Below are 18,463 nucleotides of genomic sequence, written 5' to 3'. Positions count from 1 at the left end.
AACTCCAAAAACGTGGGCACCCGCCATGCAAGGTCCTCAGCCGCGCTTGCGTTCGTGGTTCCACAGCACGTCGCTGCCGCCGGCAAAGCGGTTCAGCACGCGTGCGAGCACGAACATCAGGTCCGACAGGCGGTTCACGTACTGGCGCGGCTGCGGGTGGATCGTGTCTTCCTTCGACAGCGCGACGATGGCGCGCTCGGCGCGGCGGCATACGGTGCGGCAGACGTGGGCGGTGGAGGCCGCGCGCGAGCCGGCAGGCAGGATGAACTCCTTCAGGATCGGCAGGTCGGCGTTGTATTTTTCGAGCAGGCCGTCCAGGCGCGCCACGTGCTCGTCCTTGATCATCTGGTAGCCCGGGATGCACAGCTCGCCGCCCAGGTCGAACAGGTCATGCTGGATCGAAACCAGTTCCTCGCGCATCTCGGGCGGCATGTCCTCGCACAGCAGCAGGCCCACGAAGGAGTTGAGCTCGTCGACCTCGCCCAGCGCATGGATGCGCGCGCTGTCCTTGCCGGTGCGGCTGCCGTCGCCGAGACCGGTGCTGCCGTCGTCGCCGGTACGTGTGGCGATTTTTGAAAGTCGATTGCCCATGATGATGTCCAGCCCATAAAAAAAGATAGCCCGAGGATACGACAAAACGATGCAATTGTGCTTACAATCGTCCGCATGTCCGCCTCCCTCCAAGCTCCCGTCGGCGTTCCCGCCGAGCGCCGCCAGCAGGTGGCTGCCGCCCTGAGCGCGCAATTGCCGCACGGCGTGGTCCTGCACGATCCCGAGGACACCCGTCCCTACGAATGCGACGGCCTGGCAGCCTACCGCCAGTTGCCGATGATCGTCACGCTGCCCCGGAACGAAGCCGAGGTGCTGACGATCCTGAACGTGTGCCGCGAACTCGCGGTGCCGATCGTGCCGCGCGGCGCCGGCACGGGCCTGTCGGGCGGGGCGCTGCCGATCCACGACGGGGTCGTGATCTCGACCGCGCGCCTGAACCGCATCCTCAAGCTGGACGCGTATGCGCGCACCGCCGTCGTGCAGCCGGGCGTGCGCAATCTCGCCATCTCCGAGGCGGCCGCGCCCCACGGCCTCTACTACGCGCCCGATCCGTCCTCGCAGATCGCCTGCACCATCGGCGGCAACGTGGCCGAGAACTCGGGCGGCGTGCACTGCCTCAAATACGGCCTGACCGTGCATAACGTGCTGCGCGTGCGCGTCGTCACCATCGACGGCGATGTCGTCGAGCTGGGCAGCGAAGCCCCGGACGCGCCGGGCCTGGACCTGCTGGCGCTGTTCATCGGCTCAGAAGGGATGCTGGGCGTGGTCACCGAAGTGACCGTCAAGCTGGTGCCGAAACCGGCAGCGGCCCAGGTGATCATGGCCTCCTTCGACGACGTGGTCACCGGCGGCAACGCAGTCGCCAGCGTGATCGCGGCCGGCATCATCCCGGCCGGCCTGGAGATGATGGACCGCACCTCCTCGCGCATGGTCGAGCCTTTCGTGAAGGCCGGCTACGACACCGATGCGGCCGCCATCCTGCTGTGCGAGGCCGACGGCACGGCCCTCGAAGTGGCCGAGGAAATCGAGCGCATGTCCGAGGTGCTGCAGGCGGCCGGCGCCAGCGCCATCGCCGTGTCGCAGAACGAGGCCGAGCGCCTGCGCTTCTGGTCGGGGCGCAAGAACGCCTTCCCGGCCGCCGGCCGGATTTCGCCCGACTACTACTGCATGGACGGCACCATCCCGCGCAAGCATCTCGCCCATGTGCTGACCAGCATCGAGCAGATGGAAACCATCTACGGCCTGCGCTGCGCCAACGTGTTCCATGCCGGCGACGGCAACATGCATCCGCTGATCCTGTTCGATGCGAACAAGCCGGGCGAATTCGAGCGCGCCGAGGAATTCGGCGCCGCCATCCTGGCCCTGTGCGTGGAAGTCGGCGGCACCATCACCGGCGAGCACGGGGTCGGTATGGAGAAGATCAATTCGATGTGCGTGCAGTTCTCGCGTCCGGAGCTGGATGCCTTTTTCGCGGTGAAGCGCGCCTTCGACCCCCACATGCTCCTGAACCCGGACAAGGCGATTCCGACCCCGCACCGCTGCGCCGAATTTGGCCGCATGCACGTGAGCGGCGGCGCGCTGCCTTTCCCCGAGCTTCCGCGCTTTTGACCCGGACGGACTGACATGCAAACCAATCTTGCCGATTTCATCAAGGATACGCCCGAGGGCGCCGAGGCCGACGCGATCCTGCGCGCCTGCGTGCACTGCGGCTTCTGCACCGCGACCTGTCCGACCTACCAGTTGCTGGGCGACGAGCTCGATGGCCCGCGCGGGCGCATCTACCTGATCAAGCAGGTGCTCGAAGGCGTCGAGCCCACCCGCAAGACCCAGCTGCACCTGGACCGCTGCCTCACCTGCCGCAACTGCGAGTCGACCTGTCCCTCGGGCGTGAAGTACGGCCGCCTGGCCGACATCGGCCGCCGCGTGGTCGAGGAGCGCGTGCCGCGCACCCTGAAGAACCGGATCAAGCGCAGCACGCTCAAGGAATTCCTGCCGCGGACCAGCCTGTTCAAGCCGGCCTTCCGCGCGGGCACCGCGATGCGTGGGCTGCTGCCGAAGGGCCTGCGGGAAAAGCTGCAGCCGGCGCGCGATCCTGGCCACTGGCCGACGCGCACCCATGCGCGCAAGATGCTGGTGCTGGAGGGCTGCGTGCAGCCGGCGATGGCGCCCAACATCAACGCCGCCACCGCGCGCGTGCTCGACGCTGCCGGCGTCCAGCTCCTGGTTGCGCCGAAGGCGGGCTGCTGCGGCGCCGTGCGCTTCCACATGAACGACCAGGACGGCGGGCTTGATGACATGCGCCGCAACGTCGACGCCTGGTGGCCCTATGTGGAACAGGTGGAGGCGATCGTGATGACGGCGTCCGGCTGCGGCGTCACGGTCAAGGACTACGGCCACCTGCTGGCCCACGATCCCCAGTACGCGGCCAGGGCGGCGCGCATCTCGATGCTCACGCGCGACCTGTCCGAGATCCTGCCCGAGTTCGAGGCCCAGCTGGCCCTGCGCCTGGAAGGAAAGAACACGCAACGCGTGGCCTTCCACCCGCCCTGCACGCTGCAGCACGGCCAGCAGATCCGCGGCAAGGTCGAGCACGTGCTGCGCGCGGTCGGCGTCGACGTGGTCCTGTGCGCCGACAGCCACCTGTGCTGCGGCTCGGCCGGCACCTATTCCGTGCTGCACCCGGAGATCGCGCACGAGCTGCGCGACCGCAAGCTGGCCAACCTGGAGGCGACCGGGGCGAACGAGATCGTCTCGGCCAACATCGGCTGCGTGACCCACCTGCAGTCGGGGACCGACACGCCGGTGACGCACTGGATCGAACTGGTGGACAGGATGCTGGTCAAGGGCAGGTCGGCAGGCTGAGCGGTTCGGCCAGCCTTGCGCCGCGGCAGGCGGAAAGCGCGTGTGCTGGGGCCGTGTTAGCATCCGTCCCATCCGTGAACCACCAGAATCAGTCATGAGTTTTGTATTTCGCCTCGTGCGCGAAGAGGGCGGCGCCGCCCCTGTCGTCGTGTTCGAGGATTCGACCAGCCCGGGTTATGTTCCCTTGTGGGAAGAAGTCGGCGTCTACGACGCGCTGTACAACAGCGATGGCAAGCCGGCGCGCGAAGTCTCGCGCAGCATCGCCTATGGCCTTGACCGCATCAGCGAGGAGGCCGCGCTCGGCCGCCTGTTGCCGCCCAGCCTGCCGATGGGAGAGGCGATCCGCTTCCTCGAGGACGTGAACCGCGCCTGCGTCACCCACGGCACGGCCCAGATCGAGACGCGCTGACCGCTGCAGGGCACCGCTTCAAGCACCGTATCGCCGGCGCGCGCCAGCGTGTATGCTGCTCGCCTCATCATGTGGAGCCGCCATGCCGCGACCAACCATCACCATCACCGGCGAAACGCTGGAACGCACCCGCGTCGAACAGCTCCTGCTGGAGGATGCGATCCTCGTCTTCGAGGAATGCGATTTCTCGGGCGCGGACCTGTCGCGCCTGCACCTGCAGGACGCGGGCTTTCGCAACTGCAGCCTGGCCGAGACGTCCTTTTATGCCGCCAACTTGGCGCGCACGCGCTGGCAGCGCTGCCGCGCGGGACACGCCGATTTCGAATCGAGCGACCTGGTCGATGCGCGCTTCGAATCCTGCGACCTGAACAACACAAGCTGGCGCCGTGCGAAACTGGCTTCCTGCACCTACCGCAGTTGCAAGCTGACCGGCGCGGGTTTCGAGGAGGTGAGCTACCTCGGCCTGTCCTTCGAGGACACGCTGCTCGTCGGCGCCGACCTGCGCCGCATGTCCTTCCGCAAGATGACGCTTGTCGGGCTGGACTTCGCCGACGCCGACCTGTCCGGCTGCGACTTCCGCGAAGCCGTGTTCGAAGGCGGCAGCCTGCGCGACGCCCACATCAAGGACACCCGTTTCGACGGCGCCGACCTGCGCGAGGTCGACCTGGGCGGGCTGAAGCTCGTCAACGCCAAACTGTTTGCGGGCGCCACGATCTCGCCGCGCCAGGCGGCCGAGCTGGTGCGGGCGATGGGATTGAACGTGGGCTGAGGTTCGGCGCGGCCTCGCGGCAACAGTCGTTACCGTAGGTGTAAGCAAATGCCAGGCTTGTAAGAGAATGTTAAATTCGTCAACGAGCTGAAGCGCTCCCCCGTTGGAAGCAGGTGACATCGAAACCTACGCTGACAACCAATAGGAGCCGCACCATGAAAAAAACCATCGCTACCCTGATCGCAGGTCTGTTCGCAAGCGCCGCATTCGCACAAGGTCCGGCCACGCCTGTCGCCAAGGCCAATACCGAGAAGATGGACGCGAAAACTGCCGTGCTGGTGGATAACAAGGATGTGAAAACCACGCTGAAGAGCGATGGCCAGGATGCCAAGGCCGGCGCCAAGTCGGATAGCAAGAAAGTCGCGAAGACCGAGAAGAGCGCCAAGTCCAAGCACAAGGAAACGAAGGCGGCGGCGAAGACCGATACCGCGGACAGCGCCGCCGGCTCCTCGACCGGCACGAGTACCAGCACCGGCTCGAGCGCGGTGTCGGCCACGGCGCAAGGTGACGCCGGCACGTCGGCAAGCCCGGCAACGCCTGCCACCCCGGCTAGCCCGGCAAGCCCGACCACGATGCAATCGGATACCGGCCTGACCCCGGCGCCCGCCCAGAACCCGGCTCCGACCCCGACGCCGATCGATTCGCAGGCAGCCCCGACCCCGGCCACGGGCAGCATCAAGTAAGCCCAGGCTTGCTGCAAACGAAGCCCGCTGCTCGCGGGCTTTTTTCCATTCTGGCCAACAAGATCCAATCGATCAGGAGGCACGAACCCTTGCATGGCGCGACAACAGCTATTGCCGAGCTTGTAAGTAAATGCCAGCGATGTAAGCAATTGTTAAATCCGTCAACAGTTCCCGGATGAGCTTCGTTGTTAGCTTAGTGACATGCGAAATGTGCACTGACACCATCAACTAACAAGGAGCTGCAGCATGAAAAAAGTCACCGCTACCCTGATCGCCGGTCTGTTCGCCACCGCCGCATTCGCACAAACCCCGGCCACCCCGGCTTCGCCTGTCGCGCAAGCCGACGGCAAGGACGCGAAAACCGCCGTGCTGGTGGAAAACAAGGAAGTGAAGGCCGACGCCAAGGAAGCCAGGAATGCAGCCAAGGCCGAAACCAAGGATGCCAAGGCATCGACCGATGTGAAAGCCGACAACCACGGCGCCGCCGTCTCGGCCACCGCCAAGACCAAGTAAAACCTGCCAGGCAGGAGCAACAGCCTGCGCTTGCCGCTCATGCCGTTCAGTTAAGCTGGAAATAGCTTGGTTCGTGCAGGCATCGTAGGGTGGGCACTCCGTGCCCACGCGTTACGTGCGCCTCCTTCGTCTGCCGGCAGGAACTTCTCGCCCGCTCAGGCCACTCCTGGCCCGCTTCCATTGCACACTTTGCGGGCGAAATGTCGCCGCATGTGGCTGCCGGTCACGTGCGTAACGCGTAGGCACGGGGCGCCCACCCTACGACTACGGCTTAACTGAACGGCATTACGCGCTTGCCGCAGGCTTTTTTGCGTCTGTACGGCGCACGGCGCGCCGATCCGAAGAGCACCAGTAAATACGCCTGGGGCCACACCTACCTGCGCTAGAGCAGCTTCTTCGCCCAGTCCACGCTCGACAAGCTGGCGCGTGCGAAGGCGCGGGTCTACCTCGCGAGCGGCATGCAGGACAAGAGTTCGCCCATCCTGTCGACCGAGGCGATGTACGCCCAGCTGCGCGCCCAGGGCCGCGACGTGACGTTCAGCCGCGTGCCGCTGGCGGGCCACAGCCTGGTGCCGGAGGGCAGGCCGATGCCGGAAACCCAGAAGGAATACGACGCCTTCATGGCCTGGTTCGAGCGGCCCTGACGCCCTTCGGCGCTTACGTACCCAGCAGGCGCGCGATATCGGCGGCGATGTCCGCCGGCTTGGTGGTCGGCGCGTAGCGCTTCACAACGCGGCCGTCGCGGCCGACCAGGAATTTGGTGAAGTTCCACTTGACCGACTGCGTGCCGAGCACACCCGGCGCTTCCTGCTTCAGGTGGCGGTACAGGGGATGGGCCCCGTCGCCGTTGACGTCGATCTTGGCGAACAGCGGAAAGGAAACGCCGAAGTTCTTTTCGCAGAACGCGCCGATCTCGGCTTCGCTGCCCGGTTCCTGCTGGCGGAACTGATTGCAGGGAAAGCCGAGTACCTCGAGGCCGCGTTCATGGTATTCGCGGTAGAGCTGCTCCAGCCCCTTGTACTGCGGCGTGAAGCCGCACTGGCTCGCCGTGTTGACGATGAGGAGCACCTTGCCGCGGTAGCGCGACAGGTCCACGGGCGTGCCGTCGATGGCATTGGCGGAGAAGTCGAAAACGTTCATGTGGGGATGATACCAAGACCGCTGGCATCACTGCGCAAAATGCCGGAGGGCGTAGGGTCAGCACGCCGGCGTGGTTCAGACCAGCCCCAGGTGCTCGGTCCCGGCCGAAAAATCGCGGTTCTTCGCGTGTTTGCTGTTGAGCTTGATGGTCAGGCGCAGGTCGTTCACCGAGTCCGCATTGCGCAGCGCGTCTTCGTACGAGATCTTGTCCGCCTCGTACAAATCGGACAGCGCCTGGTCGAAAGTCTGCATGCCCAGTTCGCGCGACTTCTTCATGATTTCCTTGATCTCGTGGACTTCGCCCTTGAAGATCAGGTCCGAGATCAGCGGCGAATTCAGCATGATCTCCATCGCCACCACGCGGCCCTTTTCCTCCTTCTTCGGAATCAGGCGCTGCGAGATCAGGCCACGCAGGTTCAGCGACAAGTCCATCAGCAGTTGCTGGCGGCGCTCTTCCGGGAAGAAGTTGATGATGCGGTCCAGCGCCTGGTTGGCGCTGTTGGCGTGCAGGGTGGCCAGGCACAGGTGGCCGGTCTCGGCAAAGGCGATCGCGTGTTCCATCGTTTCGCGGTCGCGGATTTCGCCAATCTGGATCACGTCCGGTGCCTGGCGCAAGGAGTTCTTCAGGGCCGCTTCGAAGCTGTCGGTGTCCACACCCACTTCGCGCTGCGTGATCACGCAGTTCTTGTGCGGATGAACGAATTCGACCGGGTCCTCGATGGTGATGATGTGGCCGTAGCTGTTCTCGTTGCGGTAGCCGACCATCGCCGCCAGCGTCGTCGATTTACCGGAGCCGGTGGCGCCGACCATGATCACGAGGCCGCGCTTGGACATGATCACGTCCTTCAGCACCTCGGGCAGGGCCAGATCCTCGAACTTCGGGATTTGCGTCGTGATGGTACGCAGCACCATGCCGACGCTGCTCATCTGCACAAAAGCGGAGACGCGGAAGCGCCCCAGGTCGCCCGGGCTGATCGCGAAGTTGGCTTCCTTCGTCAGCTCGAAGCCGGCGGTCTGCTTGTCGTTCATGATGGCCCGCGCCAAGTCCGCCGTGTGGGCCGCGGTCAGCGGCTGGCTCGAGACCGGCGTCATCCTGCCGTCGATCTTGATCGCCGGAGGGAAGCCGGCGGTGATGAAGAGGTCCGAGCCGCCCTTGCTGACCATCAGGCGCAGCAGGTCGAACATGAATTTTGAAGCCTGGTCGCGTTCCATGGCTTTCCTTAACCTGGGAAGTTTTCTGGAATTTTCGCGGCGGCCCGGGCGGTGCTGCTCGAGATGACGTTGCGGCGCACCAGGTCCGTCAGGTTCTGGTCCAGGGTCTGCATGCCGACGTTGCTGCCGGTCTGGATCGCCGAATACATCTGGGCGATCTTCGCTTCGCGGATCAGGTTGCGGATCGCCGGCGTGCCGAGCATGATCTCGTGCGCCGCCACGCGGCCCGAGCCGTCCTTGGTCTTGAGCAGGGTCTGGGAGATCACGGCCTGCAGCGACTCCGACAGCATCGCGCGCACCATCTCCTTCTCTTCGGCCGGGAACACGTCGACGATACGGTCGATGGTCTTCGCCGCCGACGAGGTGTGCAGGGTGCCGAACACGAGGTGGCCGGTTTCGGCGGCCGACAGCGCCAGGCGGATGGTCTCCAGGTCGCGCAGCTCACCGACCAGGATGGCGTCCGGGTCTTCGCGCAGGGCCGAGCGCAGCGCGTTGTTGAAGGACAGGGTGTGCGGGCCGACTTCGCGCTGGTTGATCAGGCACTTCTTCGACTCGTGCACGAATTCGATCGGGTCCTCGATGGTGAGGATGTGACCGTACTCGTTCTCGTTCAGGTGGTTCACCATCGCGGCCAGCGTGGTCGACTTGCCCGAACCGGTCGGACCGGTCACCAGCACCAGGCCGCGCGGCTTCAGGGCCAGCTCGCCGAAGATGCGCGGGGCGTTGAGTTCTTCCAGCGTCAGGATCTTCGAGGGAATCGTGCGCAGCACGGCCGATGCGCCGCGCTCCTGGTTGAAGGCGTTGACACGAAAGCGCGCCAGGCCGGGAATGGCGAAGGAGAAGTCGCATTCGAGCACCTCTTCGTACTGCTTGCGCTGGCCGTCGTTCATGATGTCATAGATCATGGCGTGCACGTCCTTGTGTTCGAGCGGCGGCAGGTTAATGCGGCGCACGTCGCCATGGACGCGGATCATCGGTGGCAGGCCGGCGGAGAGGTGAAGGTCGGAGGCCTTGTTCTTGACCGAGAAGGCGAGTAATTCGGAGATGTCCATTTATAATCCCTGTGCCGTGAAGGGCGCGGCTTCGGCCTGCGCTCTCGCATCGACTCGAATATTGCCCATAGAAAACAATTATGTCCACAATCGCCGACAACTTGCAAGCTGTTGAAGCGACAATCGCCGCCGCCGTCCAGCAGGCGGGAAGGGCGCGTTCGATGGTCCAGTTGCTGGCCGTTTCGAAGACCTTTCCAGCGGAAGCGGTGCTCGAAGCCATCGCCGCCGGACAGCGCGCCTTTGGCGAAAACTACCTGCAGGAAGGCGTCGAAAAAATCGCGGCCGTGGCGCGCGCGCAACCGGATGTGCCGGTCGAATGGCATTTCATTGGCCCGATCCAGAGCAACAAGACGCGGCCGATCGCGACCAACTTCGCCTGGGTGCACACCGTGGACCGCCTGAAGATCGCGCAGCGCCTGTCGGAGCAGCGCCCGCCCGAGCTGGGGCCCCTGCACATCTGCCTGCAGGTGAACATCAGCGGCGAGGCGACCAAGAGCGGCGCCACGTCAGCCGAATTGCCCGAGCTGGCGCGCCAGGTCGCGGCCCTGCCGAATTTGCGCCTGCGCGGCCTGATGGCGATCCCCGAGCCGCAGACCGACCCGGCGCTGCAGCGCGCGGCCTTCGCGAAGCTGCGCAAGCTCGGCGAAGCCCTGCGCGCGGACGGCATCCTGGTCGACACCCTGTCGATGGGCATGTCGGGCGACATGGCCGCGGCGATTCTCGAAGGCGCGACCATCGTGCGCGTCGGCAGTGCGATTTTTGGCGCACGTAACTACGACAAGGAATCTGAATGAAGATCGCTTTCATCGGCGGCGGGAACATGGCCACGGCGCTGATCGCCGGGCTGGCGAAGGAACTGGGCGCGGGCGTGCAGGTGCACGTGGTCGACCCGAATGCGGAGGCGCTGGCGAAGCTTGCCGCGCAATACGGCGCGACGACCACACACGCCATCGACGCGGCCGTAGCAAGCTGCGAGGTCATCGTGCTGGCCGTGAAGCCGCAGCAGATGCGCGACGTGGCCGCCGCGCTGGCGCCGCACCTGGGCGGCGCGCCGCTGGTGCTGTCGATCGCCGCAGGCATCCGCAGCGCCGACCTGTCGCGCTGGCTGGGCGGCTACCGTTCCATCGTGCGCACCATGCCGAACACGCCGGCCCTGATCGGCATGGGCATTACCGGCATGGTGGCCACCAGCTGCGTGAGCGAGGCGCAACGCGCGGCCGCCGACAGCGTGATGCGCGCGGTCGGCAAGACCGTGTGGCTCGAAGAAGAAGACCTGATCGATCCGGTGACGGCGGTGTCGGGCAGCGGGCCGGCCTATGTGTTCTACTTCCTGGAAGCGATGCAGGCCGCGGCCGTGGAGATGGGTTTGAACCCGGAGCAGGGCAAGGAACTGGCGCTGGCCACCTTTGCCGGCGCGGCCGAACTGGCGGCGCAGTCGTCCGAGTCGCTCGAGGTGCTGCGCCAGCGCGTGACCTCGAAGGGCGGCACCACGTATGCGGCGATCACCAGCATGGAGGCAAGCGGGGTGAAGCCGGCGATTATCGAAGCGATGAAGGCGGCGGCGGCGCGTGGGCGCGAGCTGGGGGATGAGCTGGGTAAGGATTGATCCGCTCGGGCGGAAAGTGTCGGCGTTTCGGGGCGACTGATTCGCAGCCGCTGGCCGTCATTGGCGCTGTACCGCGTGGGCACAGGTGCCCACCCTACGGCCAGCGCCTGCAATTCCTGTAGTGCGGACTCTTACTCGACAGCAGCGGTGTTAAGCGAAGCGAATACGTTTTGATCGCTGATGCGTGTCCAGTAGGGTGGGCACCCCGTGCCCACGCGGTACGCACATGAAGCCAGGCCAGCGCAAGACGATCAATCGCCCGCTAACGCCAACCGAAGCCGATCAGCGAAACGGCCCACCCATGCGCGCCTGCAGAATCGGCCACACCCGCTGCACCACCGGCATCACGCTCGGTAGCGCGGCCTGCGCCATCTTCCACACCGAGGCTCCGGCAGCCGCCAGGGCCAGCGTGCGCTTCGGCCGCGCAATCAGCAATCCCAAAGCGACACCGGCGCCGGCGAGGAAGGTCTTGCGGTGCTCGAGCAGGAAGGAACCGGCGCCGCCGATCCTTTCGACCGGCGCCTTCAAGAGGTTGAGCTGGTCCGCCATGTCCCCACGCTGCTGCGCGCACTGCGCAACCAGGTGGGCGCGGCGCACGGCCAGCGGTGTTTTTTCACTGTTCATCCGGCGCTCCCGTGCCCTTGATGAAGGCGAGATCCTTGTTCAGTTCCGCCAGGGTCGCCGACATCATGCGCGGCCGCGCGGCAAAGCGTGCGCGCACCTGCATCAAAATCACGACGGCCGCCAGCGCGAACACGCCGGCCATGGTGCCGATCGCCAGCAGGCGGTGCGAGTCCCAGAACAGGACGATGACGAAGAGGGCGACGAGCATCAGCGCTCCCGCGCCGAGGAAGGCCGCGAGCAGGGCCCAGGCCACGTAGCCGAGCACCCGCTGCGCTTCCTCCTGCACCTCGACGGCCGCCAGTTCCAGGCGCGTACGCGCCATGGCGACCAGGGTGGTTCCGATCCTGCCGACCGCCGCGGTGAGGGCCATTATTTACGGGCGATCAGCATGCCGATCACGACGCCGACAGCGGCGCCCAGGCCGACGGCCTTCCATGGGTTTTCCTTGACGTATTCGTCGGTGGCGCGGGCGGCGACCTTGGTCTTCTCGACCACTTCCAGGTTCACCAGGCCTTCCTTGGCCGCGCCCAGGGTGCGCTCGAATTTTTCCTTGGCGGCCTTCAGTTCGTCGCCGGTCAGCTGGCCGCCGTGGCGCAGCCAGGCTTCCGCGTCCTGGATCACGGTCTTCAGGTCTGCCATCAGCTGGTCGCGGGCGCCGGTCTGGGTCGGGATTTTTTCCATCATTGTCGTACCTCGTTATGTGGAGTGGTTGGCCGCTGCCTTATGAGCGGAAATGGTAAGTGTATTTCGGACAATATTATCCTAATGCATAGTCTAACGCGACACCGGCGAAGAGGGCCGCACCCAACCAGTTATTGTGACGAAACGCAGCAAAGCAGCGCATGCGGTCGCGGTCGCGGATCAGGGTGTAGTGGTAGAGCGCCATGCCGGCAGCCACGGCCACGCCGCCGACAAACCACCAGCGCAGGCCCAGCATCCAGCCGCAGACCAGGTCGATCGCCAGGGCCACGCCGTAGCACAGCATCACGGCGGTGACGTCGTAGCGGCCGAAGGTGATGGCCGAGGTGCGCATGCCGATCTTGAGGTCGTCGTCGCGGTCGACCATGGCGTATTCGGTGTCGTAGGCCACGGCCCAGAAGATGTTCGCCACCAGCAGCCACCAGGCCACCGCCGGCACCTGATTTTGAATAGCGGCAAACGCCATCGGGATGCCGAAGCCGAAGGCGATGCCGAGGTAGGCCTGGGGGATCGCGAAGAAGCGCTTGAAGTAGGGATAGGTGCCGGCCACGACCAGGGCCACCACGGACAGCTGCTTGGTGAGCGTATTGAGCGGCAGGATCAGCAGGAAGGAAATCAGCGCCAGCACGGCGGCGACCATCACTGCTTCCCAGGCCTTGATGCGGCCGCTGGTGACCGGGCGGTCGACCGTGCGCTTGACGTGGCGGTCGAAGTCGCGGTCGGCGTAGTCGTTGATGGCGCAGCCTGCCGAGCGCATCAGCGCGGTGCCGACGACGAAGATGGCGACCACGCCCCAGTCGGGCGTGCCGCCAGCGGCCATCCACAAGGCCCACAGCGTGGGCCAGAGCAGGAGAAGAATGCCGATCGGCTTGTCAGCGCGGACCAGCCGGAAGTAGAGCGCCAGCTTGTTCATGAAATCGCGGTCTTGTCTTGCAAGAATATTGTGTACAAGACAGCGATTTTACTTTGTTTGATCGCGAACGACTCGTAGGGTGGGCACTCCGTGCCCACGCGAACGTTTGACCGGTGTTGGCCGCCGTGCTTGCCGCGCGGGTCGGTCAATGGCGGCGTATCGAATGATCATTCGGATACGCTTGCAACGGTACGTCGGTTTCGTCCGGAATCACGCCAACGCGACGCGGCATTTCGCGTGGGCACAGGGTGCCCGCCCTACGGTTTGCGCTAACGTATCAGGCGGCCGCTTCCAGCGCCATGCGCTCCACGCCCGGCAGGTCGCATTCCGCCACAGCATTGACGATGGCATCGATCGCGGCCTTGCGGGTAAAACTCTTGCGCCAGACGATGACCACGCGGCGCGAGGGTGCCGGGTGCGAAAAGGGCACGAAGGTCAGCAGGCCGTTCGGGTCTTCCATGTCGCGCACCGAGGCGCGCGGCAGCACGGTGAGGCCAATGCCGCTGGCCACCATGTGGCGGATGGTCTCCAGCGAGGAGCCCTCGAAGGTGCGCTGCATGCCGTTGCCGGGCGAGGAGAAGCGCGCCATTTCCGGGCACACTTCCAGCACCTGGTCGCGGAAGCAGTGGCCGCTGCCCAGCAGCAGCATGGTCTCGGCCTTCAGGTCGTCGGCCGCGATCTCCTTGCGCTTGGCCCAGGGATGGGTCTTGGGCATGGCCACCACGAAAGGCTCGTCGTACAGGGTCTGCATCTGCATGCCGTGGTCGGGCAGGGGCAGGGCCATGATGGCGGCGTCGAGCTCGCCCTGGCGCAGCAGTTCCAGCAGCTTGACCGTGAAGTTCTCCTGGAGCACGAGCGGCATTTGCGGCACGTTGTCGATCAGGTTCTTCACCAGGGGCGGCAGCAAATAAGGCCCGATGGTGTAGATCACGCCCAGGCGCAGCGGACCGGCCAGCGGGTCCTTGTTCTGTTTCGCCAGTTCCTTGATCGCCGCAGTCTGCTCGAGCACGCGCTCGGCCTGGGCCACGATCTGGGCGCCGACCGGAGTGACCGAGACTTCGGAGCCGCCGCGCTCGAACAGTGTCACGCCCAGCTCGTCTTCGAGCTTCTTGATGGCGACGGACAGCGTCGGCTGCGCGACGAAGCAGGATTCGGCGGCATGGCCGAAGTGTTTGGCGCGGGCGACGGCGACGATGTATTTCAGCTCGGTGAGTGTCATGGGCGTATGGTAGTCGAATTGCGGGTCTGCAATGATTATCCGGCCTGAGTGGCGTGGTCAGCCAAAGAAATAGTATTTTACCGATAATCTTAGTCGATATAATTGCCCCGCGGGCGGATATCGTCTGCGGCGTACTTATGCGATGTAAATGTGAGACGTAAAGACGCCCCGCTCAGAAAGGCAAGCATGTCCACACCCTTCGGCCCGGCCGACGCCCAGGCCTATATCCACAAGCTGCTCACGGTGATGCACCAGCAGGGCGGATCCGACCTCTTCATCTCCGCCGACTTCCCGCCCAGCATGAAGCACCAGGGCGCGATGAAGCCGATGAGCCAGCAGCGCCTCACCGGCGAGGTCACGCGGGCCCTGGCCCTATCCTTGATGAACGAGCGCCAGCGCGCCGAGTTCGAGGCCGAGATGGAGTGCAATTTCGCGATCTCGCTGCCGGGTGTCTGCCGTTTCCGCGTCAACGTCTTTGTGCAGCAGCAGAGCGTGGGCATGGTCGTGCGCACGATTGCCTCGGAAATCCCGACCTTCGAGAAGCTCGACCTGCCGGACGTATTGAAAGAGGTCGTGATGACCAAGCGCGGCCTGGTGCTGGTCGTCGGCGGCACGGGTTCCGGCAAGTCGACGACCCTCGCCGCGATGATCGACTACCGCAACAGCAATTCGGCCGGCCACATCATCACGGTGGAAGACCCGGTCGAGTACGTGCACAAGAACAAGAACTGCCTGGTGACCCACCGCGAAGTGGGCGTGGACACCCACTCCTGGCACAACGCGCTGAAGAACACGCTGCGCCAGGCGCCGGACGTGATCCTGATCGGCGAGATCCGCGATACCGAGACCATGGAGCACGCCATCGCCTTTGCCGAGACCGGCCACCTCTGCCTGGGTACGCTGCACGCGAACAACGCCAACCAGACCATGGACCGCATCATCAACTTCTTCCCGGAAGAGCGGCGCCCGCAATTGCTGATGGACCTGTCGGCCAACCTGCGCGCCATCGTCTCGCAGCGCCTGGTGCGCACGGAAGATGGAAAAGGCCGCAAGGCGGCCATCGAGATCCTGCTGAACACCCCGACCATCAGCGAGATGATCCTGAAGGGGAACTTCCACAGCATCAAGGAAATCATGCACAAGTCGCGCGAGCTCGGCATGTGCACCTTCGACCAGGCGCTGTACGAGCTCTACAACAAGGGCTACATCAGCTACGACGAGGCGATCCGCAACGCCGATTCCGCCAACGGCCTGCGCCTGCAGATCAAGCTCTCGGGCGACCGTCGCGAGCCAGACGAAGGCGGCGGGAAGAAGTCGCCCATGCTGTCGATGGCGCTGGAAGAAGACGAACCGCAAGACCCCGCAACACCCACCTGAAGTCCCAAAGCTGAACCCTATGCCGAATTTCGAGAACAAGATCTGCTCGCGCGCCGAGCTCCAGGCGCGCGTGGCCGCGCTGCCCAAGCCCGTCGTCCTCACCAACGGCGTCTTCGACATCCTGCACCGCGGACACGTGACCTACCTCGCCCAGGCGCGCGAACTGGGCGCCTCGCTGGTGGTCGCCGCGAATACCGATGCGTCCGTCAAACGCCTCGGCAAGGGCGACGACCGGCCCCTGAATTCCCTGGACGACCGCATGGCGGTGCTGGCGGCGCTGGAATCGGTGAGCCTGGTGGTGGAATTCGACGAGGACACGGCGCTCGAAGTGGTGCTGGAGGCACGGCCCGACATCTACGCCAAGGGCGGCGACTACGACATGACCGCGATTCCCGAAGGGCAGGCTGTGCTGGCCTATGGCGGGCAGGTGGCGGCGATCGATTTCGCGCATGACCGGTCGACGACCAAGCTGCTGAAGAAAGTCCGCGCCGGCTGAACCGTTGTATAGCTGAGTTATAATTTGGCAAGGGTGATCATGCCGCCGGCATGACAGGATGCGCGATGGTCGGGCCGCCACGCGGGTCCGCGCGCGTCCATCATGAACAGCATTCGTCCACCTTGCATCCCTTGCAGCGCCCCGGCTGCACACCACGCTTCTCCCGTCTTCTTTCTCTATTCCCAGCCTGCGCGGGCCGCGGGTATTTTCCATGCGGTGCACACCGCAGGATGGCGGACGGCCGACCTGACCTTTTGACGATATTTCCATGCAAACTGCAGCTCCCCTCGTGACAAACGATGCCGTCGTGCTCGGTATCCTGGCGGCGATCCTCGGCCTGGTGTTCTGGACCTCGGCGCGGCCCGGCGGCTTCTGGAAGCGCTTCTATACCTATGTGCCCGCGCTCCTGCTGTGCTACCTGGTCCCGGCGATCCTCAACACCCTGGGCGTGATCGACGGCCATGCCTCGAAGCTCTATCCGGTGGCGCGCGACTACCTGCTGCCCAGCGCGCTGGTGCTGCTGTGCATTGCCATCGACTTCGGCGCCATCGTGCGCCTGGGTCCGAAGGCCATTGTCATGTTCCTGACCGGCACCGTCGGCATCATGTTCGGCGCGATCGCCTCGTTCGAGATCATGCGTTTGATTCATCCGGAAACGGTCGCGGGCGAGACCTGGCGCGGCATGACCACGATTACCGGCGCCTGGATCGGCGGCGGGGCCAACCAGGCAGCCATGAAGGAAGTGTTTGAGGTCGACGCGACCCTGTTCGGCCAGTTCGTCGCCGTCGACGTGCTGGTGGCGAACGTCTGGATGGCCGTGCTGCTGTTCCTGGCCAGCCGCGCCCAGGCCTTCGACCGCTGGACCGGCGCCGACCTGAGCGCCATCAACGCGCTCAAGGCGCGCATCGAAACCTACCAGGCCGAGCACGCGCGCATGCCGACCCTGACCGACGTGATGATCATCCTGGCCGTCGGCATCGGCGTCACCGGCCTGTCGCATGCGTTCACCGGCCCGACCGTGGGCTGGATCGCCAGCCTGCCCCAGGAATGGCGGTTGCAGGACTACAGCCTGACCTCGTCCTTCTTCTGGATCGTGGTGTTCGCCACCACCTTCGGCCTGCTGCTCAGCTTTACCAGGGTGCGCAGCCTGGAGGGGGCGGGCGCCTCGACCATCGGATCGGCCATGCTGTATTTCCTGGTGGCGACCATCGGCATGCAGATGGACCTGAATGCGCTGCTCGACAGGCCCTGGCTGTTCCTGCTCGGACTTATCTGGATCAGCGTGCACGGCGGTTTGCTGCTGCTCATGGCAAAATTGATCCGGGCGCCGCTGTTCTTCATGGCGGTGGGGTCGCAGGCCAATGTGGGCGGCGCGGCATCGGCCCCGGTGGTCGCGACCGCTTTTCATCCTGCCTTGGCGCCGGTCGGCGTGCTGCTGGCGGTGCTCGGCTACGCGCTTGGCACCTATGGCGCCTACCTGACCGGTTTGATGTTGCGCGCGCTGGCGGCCTGACGCAGGGGCCGGCGCCTGCGAGCGAGGAGTCGCATGCCGAAAGCGCTGGGTTTCATCCTGCTGGCCTGCCTGGGCGCCTACGCGGCGGCCGGCCTGGCGCTGTTCGCCGCCCAGCGCTCCTTCATCTACTATCCGCTGGCGACGCCGATGTTCCCGGCGCCCAGGACCTCGACACTGGAGGTGCCGGGCGCCGTGCTCCGGGTCTCCGAACGGCCGCTCCAGGGCGACAAGGCCGTCATCTATCTCGGCGGCAATGCCGAGGATGTGTCGGCCAGCCTGCCCCTGCTGAATGCGGCTTTCCCCGATCACGCCCTCTACCTGCCGCACTACCGGGGCTACCTGGGCAGCACGGGAAAGCCGAGCGAGCGCGCACTCGTGGCCGATGCGCTGGTGCTGTTCGACCGTGTCGCCGCCGAACACAGGGAGATCGTGGTGATCGGGCGCAGCCTCGGGAGCGGCATCGCGGTGCAGGTGGCGGCCGCTCGCCCGGTCAGGAAGCTGGTGCTGGTGACGCCCTTCGACAGCCTGGCGGCGCTGGCGGCCCGCCACTTCCCATATTTTCCGGTGCGCTGGCTACTGCGGGACAAGTACGAGTCCTGGCGTCATGCGCCGCAGGTGAAGGCGCCCACCTTGCTGCTCGTGGCCGAGCGTGACGAGATCATCCCGGCGCAGAGCAGCGAACGGCTGCTGGCGCACTTTCCAAACGGCGTGGCGACGATGCAGGTGATCGGCGGGGCGGGGCACAACACGATTTCGGAGACGGCTGCGTACATCGCGGCGCTGCAGTGGGCGCAGTAAGGGGTATCCGGCCGGCTCCGGGGGCG

22 protein-coding genes are annotated in these 18,463 nt (G+C 65.3%); 13 read left to right on the top strand and 9 right to left on the bottom strand.

The genetic code is table 11. From position 1 onward, the window contains the following. Positions 1-36: 36 nt before the first annotated feature. On the bottom strand, positions 37-591 hold the full coding sequence (locus ACSUZJ_RS21125; RefSeq protein ID WP_499411466.1) for a cob(I)yrinic acid a,c-diamide adenosyltransferase: 555 nt from the start codon (positions 589-591) through the stop codon (positions 37-39). A gap of 75 nt (positions 592-666) precedes the next feature. On the opposite strand from ACSUZJ_RS21125, the gene ACSUZJ_RS21120 reads away from it, so the two are divergent. The 7 genes from ACSUZJ_RS21120 (at position 667) to ACSUZJ_RS21090 (ending at position 6,432) form a co-directional block, all read left to right on the top strand. Beyond that, the gene (locus ACSUZJ_RS21120; RefSeq protein ID WP_499411464.1) at positions 667-2,160 is read left to right on the top strand and encodes an FAD-linked oxidase C-terminal domain-containing protein; all 1,494 of its coding nucleotides are present in this window, start codon (positions 667-669) and stop codon (positions 2,158-2,160) included. A gap of 15 nt (positions 2,161-2,175) precedes the next feature. Next, positions 2,176-3,414, top strand: coding sequence for a glycolate oxidase subunit GlcF (gene glcF, locus ACSUZJ_RS21115; RefSeq protein WP_499411462.1), 1,239 nt, complete (start codon positions 2,176-2,178; stop codon positions 3,412-3,414). 94 nt (positions 3,415-3,508) lie between these two features. Then, positions 3,509-3,823 carry a hypothetical protein gene (locus ACSUZJ_RS21110; RefSeq protein WP_499411460.1) on the top strand — a complete coding sequence of 105 codons (315 nt, stop codon included), beginning with the start codon at positions 3,509-3,511 and terminating at the stop codon, positions 3,821-3,823. An 82-nt stretch (positions 3,824-3,905) separates the two neighbouring features. After that, a complete protein-coding gene (locus ACSUZJ_RS21105; RefSeq protein WP_499411458.1) occupies positions 3,906-4,592 on the top strand; it encodes a pentapeptide repeat-containing protein in 687 nt (228 codons plus the stop codon). Between the two features lie 155 nt (positions 4,593-4,747). Then, positions 4,748-5,275, top strand: coding sequence for a hypothetical protein (locus tag ACSUZJ_RS21100; protein ID WP_499411457.1), 528 nt, complete (start codon positions 4,748-4,750; stop codon positions 5,273-5,275). Between the two features lie 246 nt (positions 5,276-5,521). Continuing rightward, on the top strand, positions 5,522-5,788 hold the full coding sequence (locus ACSUZJ_RS21095; protein WP_499411456.1) for a hypothetical protein: 267 nt from the start codon (positions 5,522-5,524) through the stop codon (positions 5,786-5,788). Between the two features lie 458 nt (positions 5,789-6,246). Then, positions 6,247-6,432: a hypothetical protein gene (locus ACSUZJ_RS21090; RefSeq protein WP_499411455.1), complete on the top strand. Its 186-nt coding sequence runs from the start codon at positions 6,247-6,249 to the stop codon at positions 6,430-6,432. Positions 6,433-6,445: 13 nt separating this feature from the next. Here ACSUZJ_RS21090 and ACSUZJ_RS21085 read toward each other — a convergent pair whose 3' ends face one another. From ACSUZJ_RS21085 to ACSUZJ_RS21075, 3 genes are all read right to left on the bottom strand, one after another. After that, positions 6,446-6,928 carry a glutathione peroxidase gene (locus ACSUZJ_RS21085; protein WP_499411453.1) on the bottom strand — a complete coding sequence of 161 codons (483 nt, stop codon included), beginning with the start codon at positions 6,926-6,928 and terminating at the stop codon, positions 6,446-6,448. 75 nt (positions 6,929-7,003) lie between these two features. After that, positions 7,004-8,140, bottom strand: a complete 1,137-nt coding sequence (locus tag ACSUZJ_RS21080) for a PilT/PilU family type 4a pilus ATPase (RefSeq protein ID WP_499411452.1) — start codon at positions 8,138-8,140, stop codon at positions 7,004-7,006. Positions 8,141-8,148: 8 nt separating this feature from the next. After that, positions 8,149-9,192, bottom strand: coding sequence for a type IV pilus twitching motility protein PilT (locus ACSUZJ_RS21075; protein ID WP_499411451.1), 1,044 nt, complete (start codon positions 9,190-9,192; stop codon positions 8,149-8,151). A gap of 80 nt (positions 9,193-9,272) precedes the next feature. Between ACSUZJ_RS21075 and ACSUZJ_RS21070 the strand changes: the two genes are divergently transcribed. Beyond that, positions 9,273-9,986, top strand: coding sequence for a YggS family pyridoxal phosphate-dependent enzyme (locus ACSUZJ_RS21070; RefSeq protein ID WP_499411449.1), 714 nt, complete (start codon positions 9,273-9,275; stop codon positions 9,984-9,986). Then, positions 9,983-10,798 (top strand): pyrroline-5-carboxylate reductase, encoded by an 816-nt coding sequence (proC, locus tag ACSUZJ_RS21065; protein ID WP_499411447.1) that lies wholly within the window; start codon positions 9,983-9,985, stop codon positions 10,796-10,798. Before ACSUZJ_RS21070 ends, proC begins: the two co-directional genes overlap by 4 nt. Before the next feature lie 282 nt (positions 10,799-11,080). Here the strand turns inward: proC and ACSUZJ_RS21060 are convergent, their stop codons facing one another. From ACSUZJ_RS21060 to ACSUZJ_RS21040, 5 genes are all read right to left on the bottom strand, one after another. After that, the gene (locus tag ACSUZJ_RS21060) at positions 11,081-11,422 is read right to left on the bottom strand and encodes a YqjK family protein (protein ID WP_499411445.1); all 342 of its coding nucleotides are present in this window, start codon (positions 11,420-11,422) and stop codon (positions 11,081-11,083) included. Further along, complete coding sequence (locus tag ACSUZJ_RS21055; protein ID WP_499411443.1) at positions 11,412-11,792, bottom strand: phage holin family protein; 381 nt, start codon at positions 11,790-11,792, stop codon at positions 11,412-11,414. The genes ACSUZJ_RS21060 and ACSUZJ_RS21055 overlap by 11 nt, the downstream gene beginning before the upstream one ends. Further along, the gene (locus ACSUZJ_RS21050; protein WP_499411441.1) at positions 11,792-12,106 is read right to left on the bottom strand and encodes an ElaB/YgaM/YqjD family protein; all 315 of its coding nucleotides are present in this window, start codon (positions 12,104-12,106) and stop codon (positions 11,792-11,794) included. The genes ACSUZJ_RS21055 and ACSUZJ_RS21050 overlap by 1 nt, the downstream gene beginning before the upstream one ends. A 73-nt stretch (positions 12,107-12,179) precedes the next feature. After that, the gene (gene ubiA / locus ACSUZJ_RS21045) at positions 12,180-13,034 is read right to left on the bottom strand and encodes a 4-hydroxybenzoate octaprenyltransferase (protein WP_499411440.1); all 855 of its coding nucleotides are present in this window, start codon (positions 13,032-13,034) and stop codon (positions 12,180-12,182) included. Between the two features lie 277 nt (positions 13,035-13,311). After that, positions 13,312-14,253 carry a hydrogen peroxide-inducible genes activator gene (locus tag ACSUZJ_RS21040; RefSeq protein ID WP_499411438.1) on the bottom strand — a complete coding sequence of 314 codons (942 nt, stop codon included), beginning with the start codon at positions 14,251-14,253 and terminating at the stop codon, positions 13,312-13,314. Positions 14,254-14,439: 186 nt separating this feature from the next. Here ACSUZJ_RS21040 and ACSUZJ_RS21035 point away from each other — a divergent pair, with 186 nt between their 5' ends. The 4 genes from ACSUZJ_RS21035 to ACSUZJ_RS21020 all read left to right on the top strand — a co-directional run bounded on the left by ACSUZJ_RS21035 (position 14,440) and on the right by ACSUZJ_RS21020 (position 18,437). Next, entirely contained in the window at positions 14,440-15,630 is a 1,191-nt protein-coding gene (locus ACSUZJ_RS21035) for a PilT/PilU family type 4a pilus ATPase (RefSeq protein WP_499411437.1), read from the top strand. A gap of 19 nt (positions 15,631-15,649) precedes the next feature. Further along, positions 15,650-16,126, top strand: a complete 477-nt coding sequence (rfaE2, locus tag ACSUZJ_RS21030; protein WP_499411435.1) for a D-glycero-beta-D-manno-heptose 1-phosphate adenylyltransferase — start codon at positions 15,650-15,652, stop codon at positions 16,124-16,126. Positions 16,127-16,415: 289 nt separating this feature from the next. Then, complete coding sequence (locus ACSUZJ_RS21025; RefSeq protein WP_499411434.1) at positions 16,416-17,639, top strand: DUF819 family protein; 1,224 nt, start codon at positions 16,416-16,418, stop codon at positions 17,637-17,639. Positions 17,640-17,672: 33 nt separating this feature from the next. Beyond that, entirely contained in the window at positions 17,673-18,437 is a 765-nt protein-coding gene (locus tag ACSUZJ_RS21020) for an alpha/beta hydrolase (RefSeq protein ID WP_499411432.1), read from the top strand. Positions 18,438-18,463: the final 26 nt, after the last annotated feature.

Origin of the sequence: Telluria sp. B2 (assembly GCF_051789535.1) — a bacterium.
GTDB lineage: Bacteria > Pseudomonadota > Gammaproteobacteria > Burkholderiales > Burkholderiaceae_D > Telluria.
This window is presented reverse-complemented; position numbering and strand designations above follow the sequence as displayed.

What these genes read in the sequence shown, in the direction of transcription:
- ACSUZJ_RS21050 (WP_499411441.1), bottom strand. Translation starts at nt 12,106, where the DNA reads ATGATGGAAAAAATCCCGACCCAGACCGGCGCCCGCGACCAGCTGATG.
- glcF (WP_499411462.1), top strand. Translation starts at nt 2,176, where the DNA reads ATGCAAACCAATCTTGCCGATTTCATCAAGGATACGCCCGAGGGCGCC.
- ACSUZJ_RS21070 (WP_499411449.1), top strand. Translation starts at nt 9,273, where the DNA reads ATGTCCACAATCGCCGACAACTTGCAAGCTGTTGAAGCGACAATCGCC.
- ACSUZJ_RS21120 (WP_499411464.1), top strand. Translation starts at nt 667, where the DNA reads ATGTCCGCCTCCCTCCAAGCTCCCGTCGGCGTTCCCGCCGAGCGCCGC.
- ACSUZJ_RS21020 (WP_499411432.1), top strand. Translation starts at nt 17,673, where the DNA reads ATGCCGAAAGCGCTGGGTTTCATCCTGCTGGCCTGCCTGGGCGCCTAC.
- ACSUZJ_RS21035 (WP_499411437.1), top strand. Translation starts at nt 14,440, where the DNA reads ATGTCCACACCCTTCGGCCCGGCCGACGCCCAGGCCTATATCCACAAG.
- ACSUZJ_RS21085 (WP_499411453.1), bottom strand. Translation starts at nt 6,928, where the DNA reads ATGAACGTTTTCGACTTCTCCGCCAATGCCATCGACGGCACGCCCGTG.
- ACSUZJ_RS21055 (WP_499411443.1), bottom strand. Translation starts at nt 11,792, where the DNA reads ATGGCCCTCACCGCGGCGGTCGGCAGGATCGGAACCACCCTGGTCGCC.
- ubiA (WP_499411440.1), bottom strand. Translation starts at nt 13,034, where the DNA reads ATGAACAAGCTGGCGCTCTACTTCCGGCTGGTCCGCGCTGACAAGCCG.
- ACSUZJ_RS21060 (WP_499411445.1), bottom strand. Translation starts at nt 11,422, where the DNA reads ATGAACAGTGAAAAAACACCGCTGGCCGTGCGCCGCGCCCACCTGGTT.
- ACSUZJ_RS21090 (WP_499411455.1), top strand. Translation starts at nt 6,247, where the DNA reads ATGCAGGACAAGAGTTCGCCCATCCTGTCGACCGAGGCGATGTACGCC.
- rfaE2 (WP_499411435.1), top strand. Translation starts at nt 15,650, where the DNA reads ATGCCGAATTTCGAGAACAAGATCTGCTCGCGCGCCGAGCTCCAGGCG.
- ACSUZJ_RS21095 (WP_499411456.1), top strand. Translation starts at nt 5,522, where the DNA reads ATGAAAAAAGTCACCGCTACCCTGATCGCCGGTCTGTTCGCCACCGCC.
- ACSUZJ_RS21125 (WP_499411466.1), bottom strand. Translation starts at nt 591, where the DNA reads ATGGGCAATCGACTTTCAAAAATCGCCACACGTACCGGCGACGACGGC.
- ACSUZJ_RS21105 (WP_499411458.1), top strand. Translation starts at nt 3,906, where the DNA reads ATGCCGCGACCAACCATCACCATCACCGGCGAAACGCTGGAACGCACC.
- proC (WP_499411447.1), top strand. Translation starts at nt 9,983, where the DNA reads ATGAAGATCGCTTTCATCGGCGGCGGGAACATGGCCACGGCGCTGATC.
- ACSUZJ_RS21100 (WP_499411457.1), top strand. Translation starts at nt 4,748, where the DNA reads ATGAAAAAAACCATCGCTACCCTGATCGCAGGTCTGTTCGCAAGCGCC.
- ACSUZJ_RS21040 (WP_499411438.1), bottom strand. Translation starts at nt 14,253, where the DNA reads ATGACACTCACCGAGCTGAAATACATCGTCGCCGTCGCCCGCGCCAAA.
- ACSUZJ_RS21110 (WP_499411460.1), top strand. Translation starts at nt 3,509, where the DNA reads ATGAGTTTTGTATTTCGCCTCGTGCGCGAAGAGGGCGGCGCCGCCCCT.
- ACSUZJ_RS21075 (WP_499411451.1), bottom strand. Translation starts at nt 9,192, where the DNA reads ATGGACATCTCCGAATTACTCGCCTTCTCGGTCAAGAACAAGGCCTCC.
- ACSUZJ_RS21080 (WP_499411452.1), bottom strand. Translation starts at nt 8,140, where the DNA reads ATGGAACGCGACCAGGCTTCAAAATTCATGTTCGACCTGCTGCGCCTG.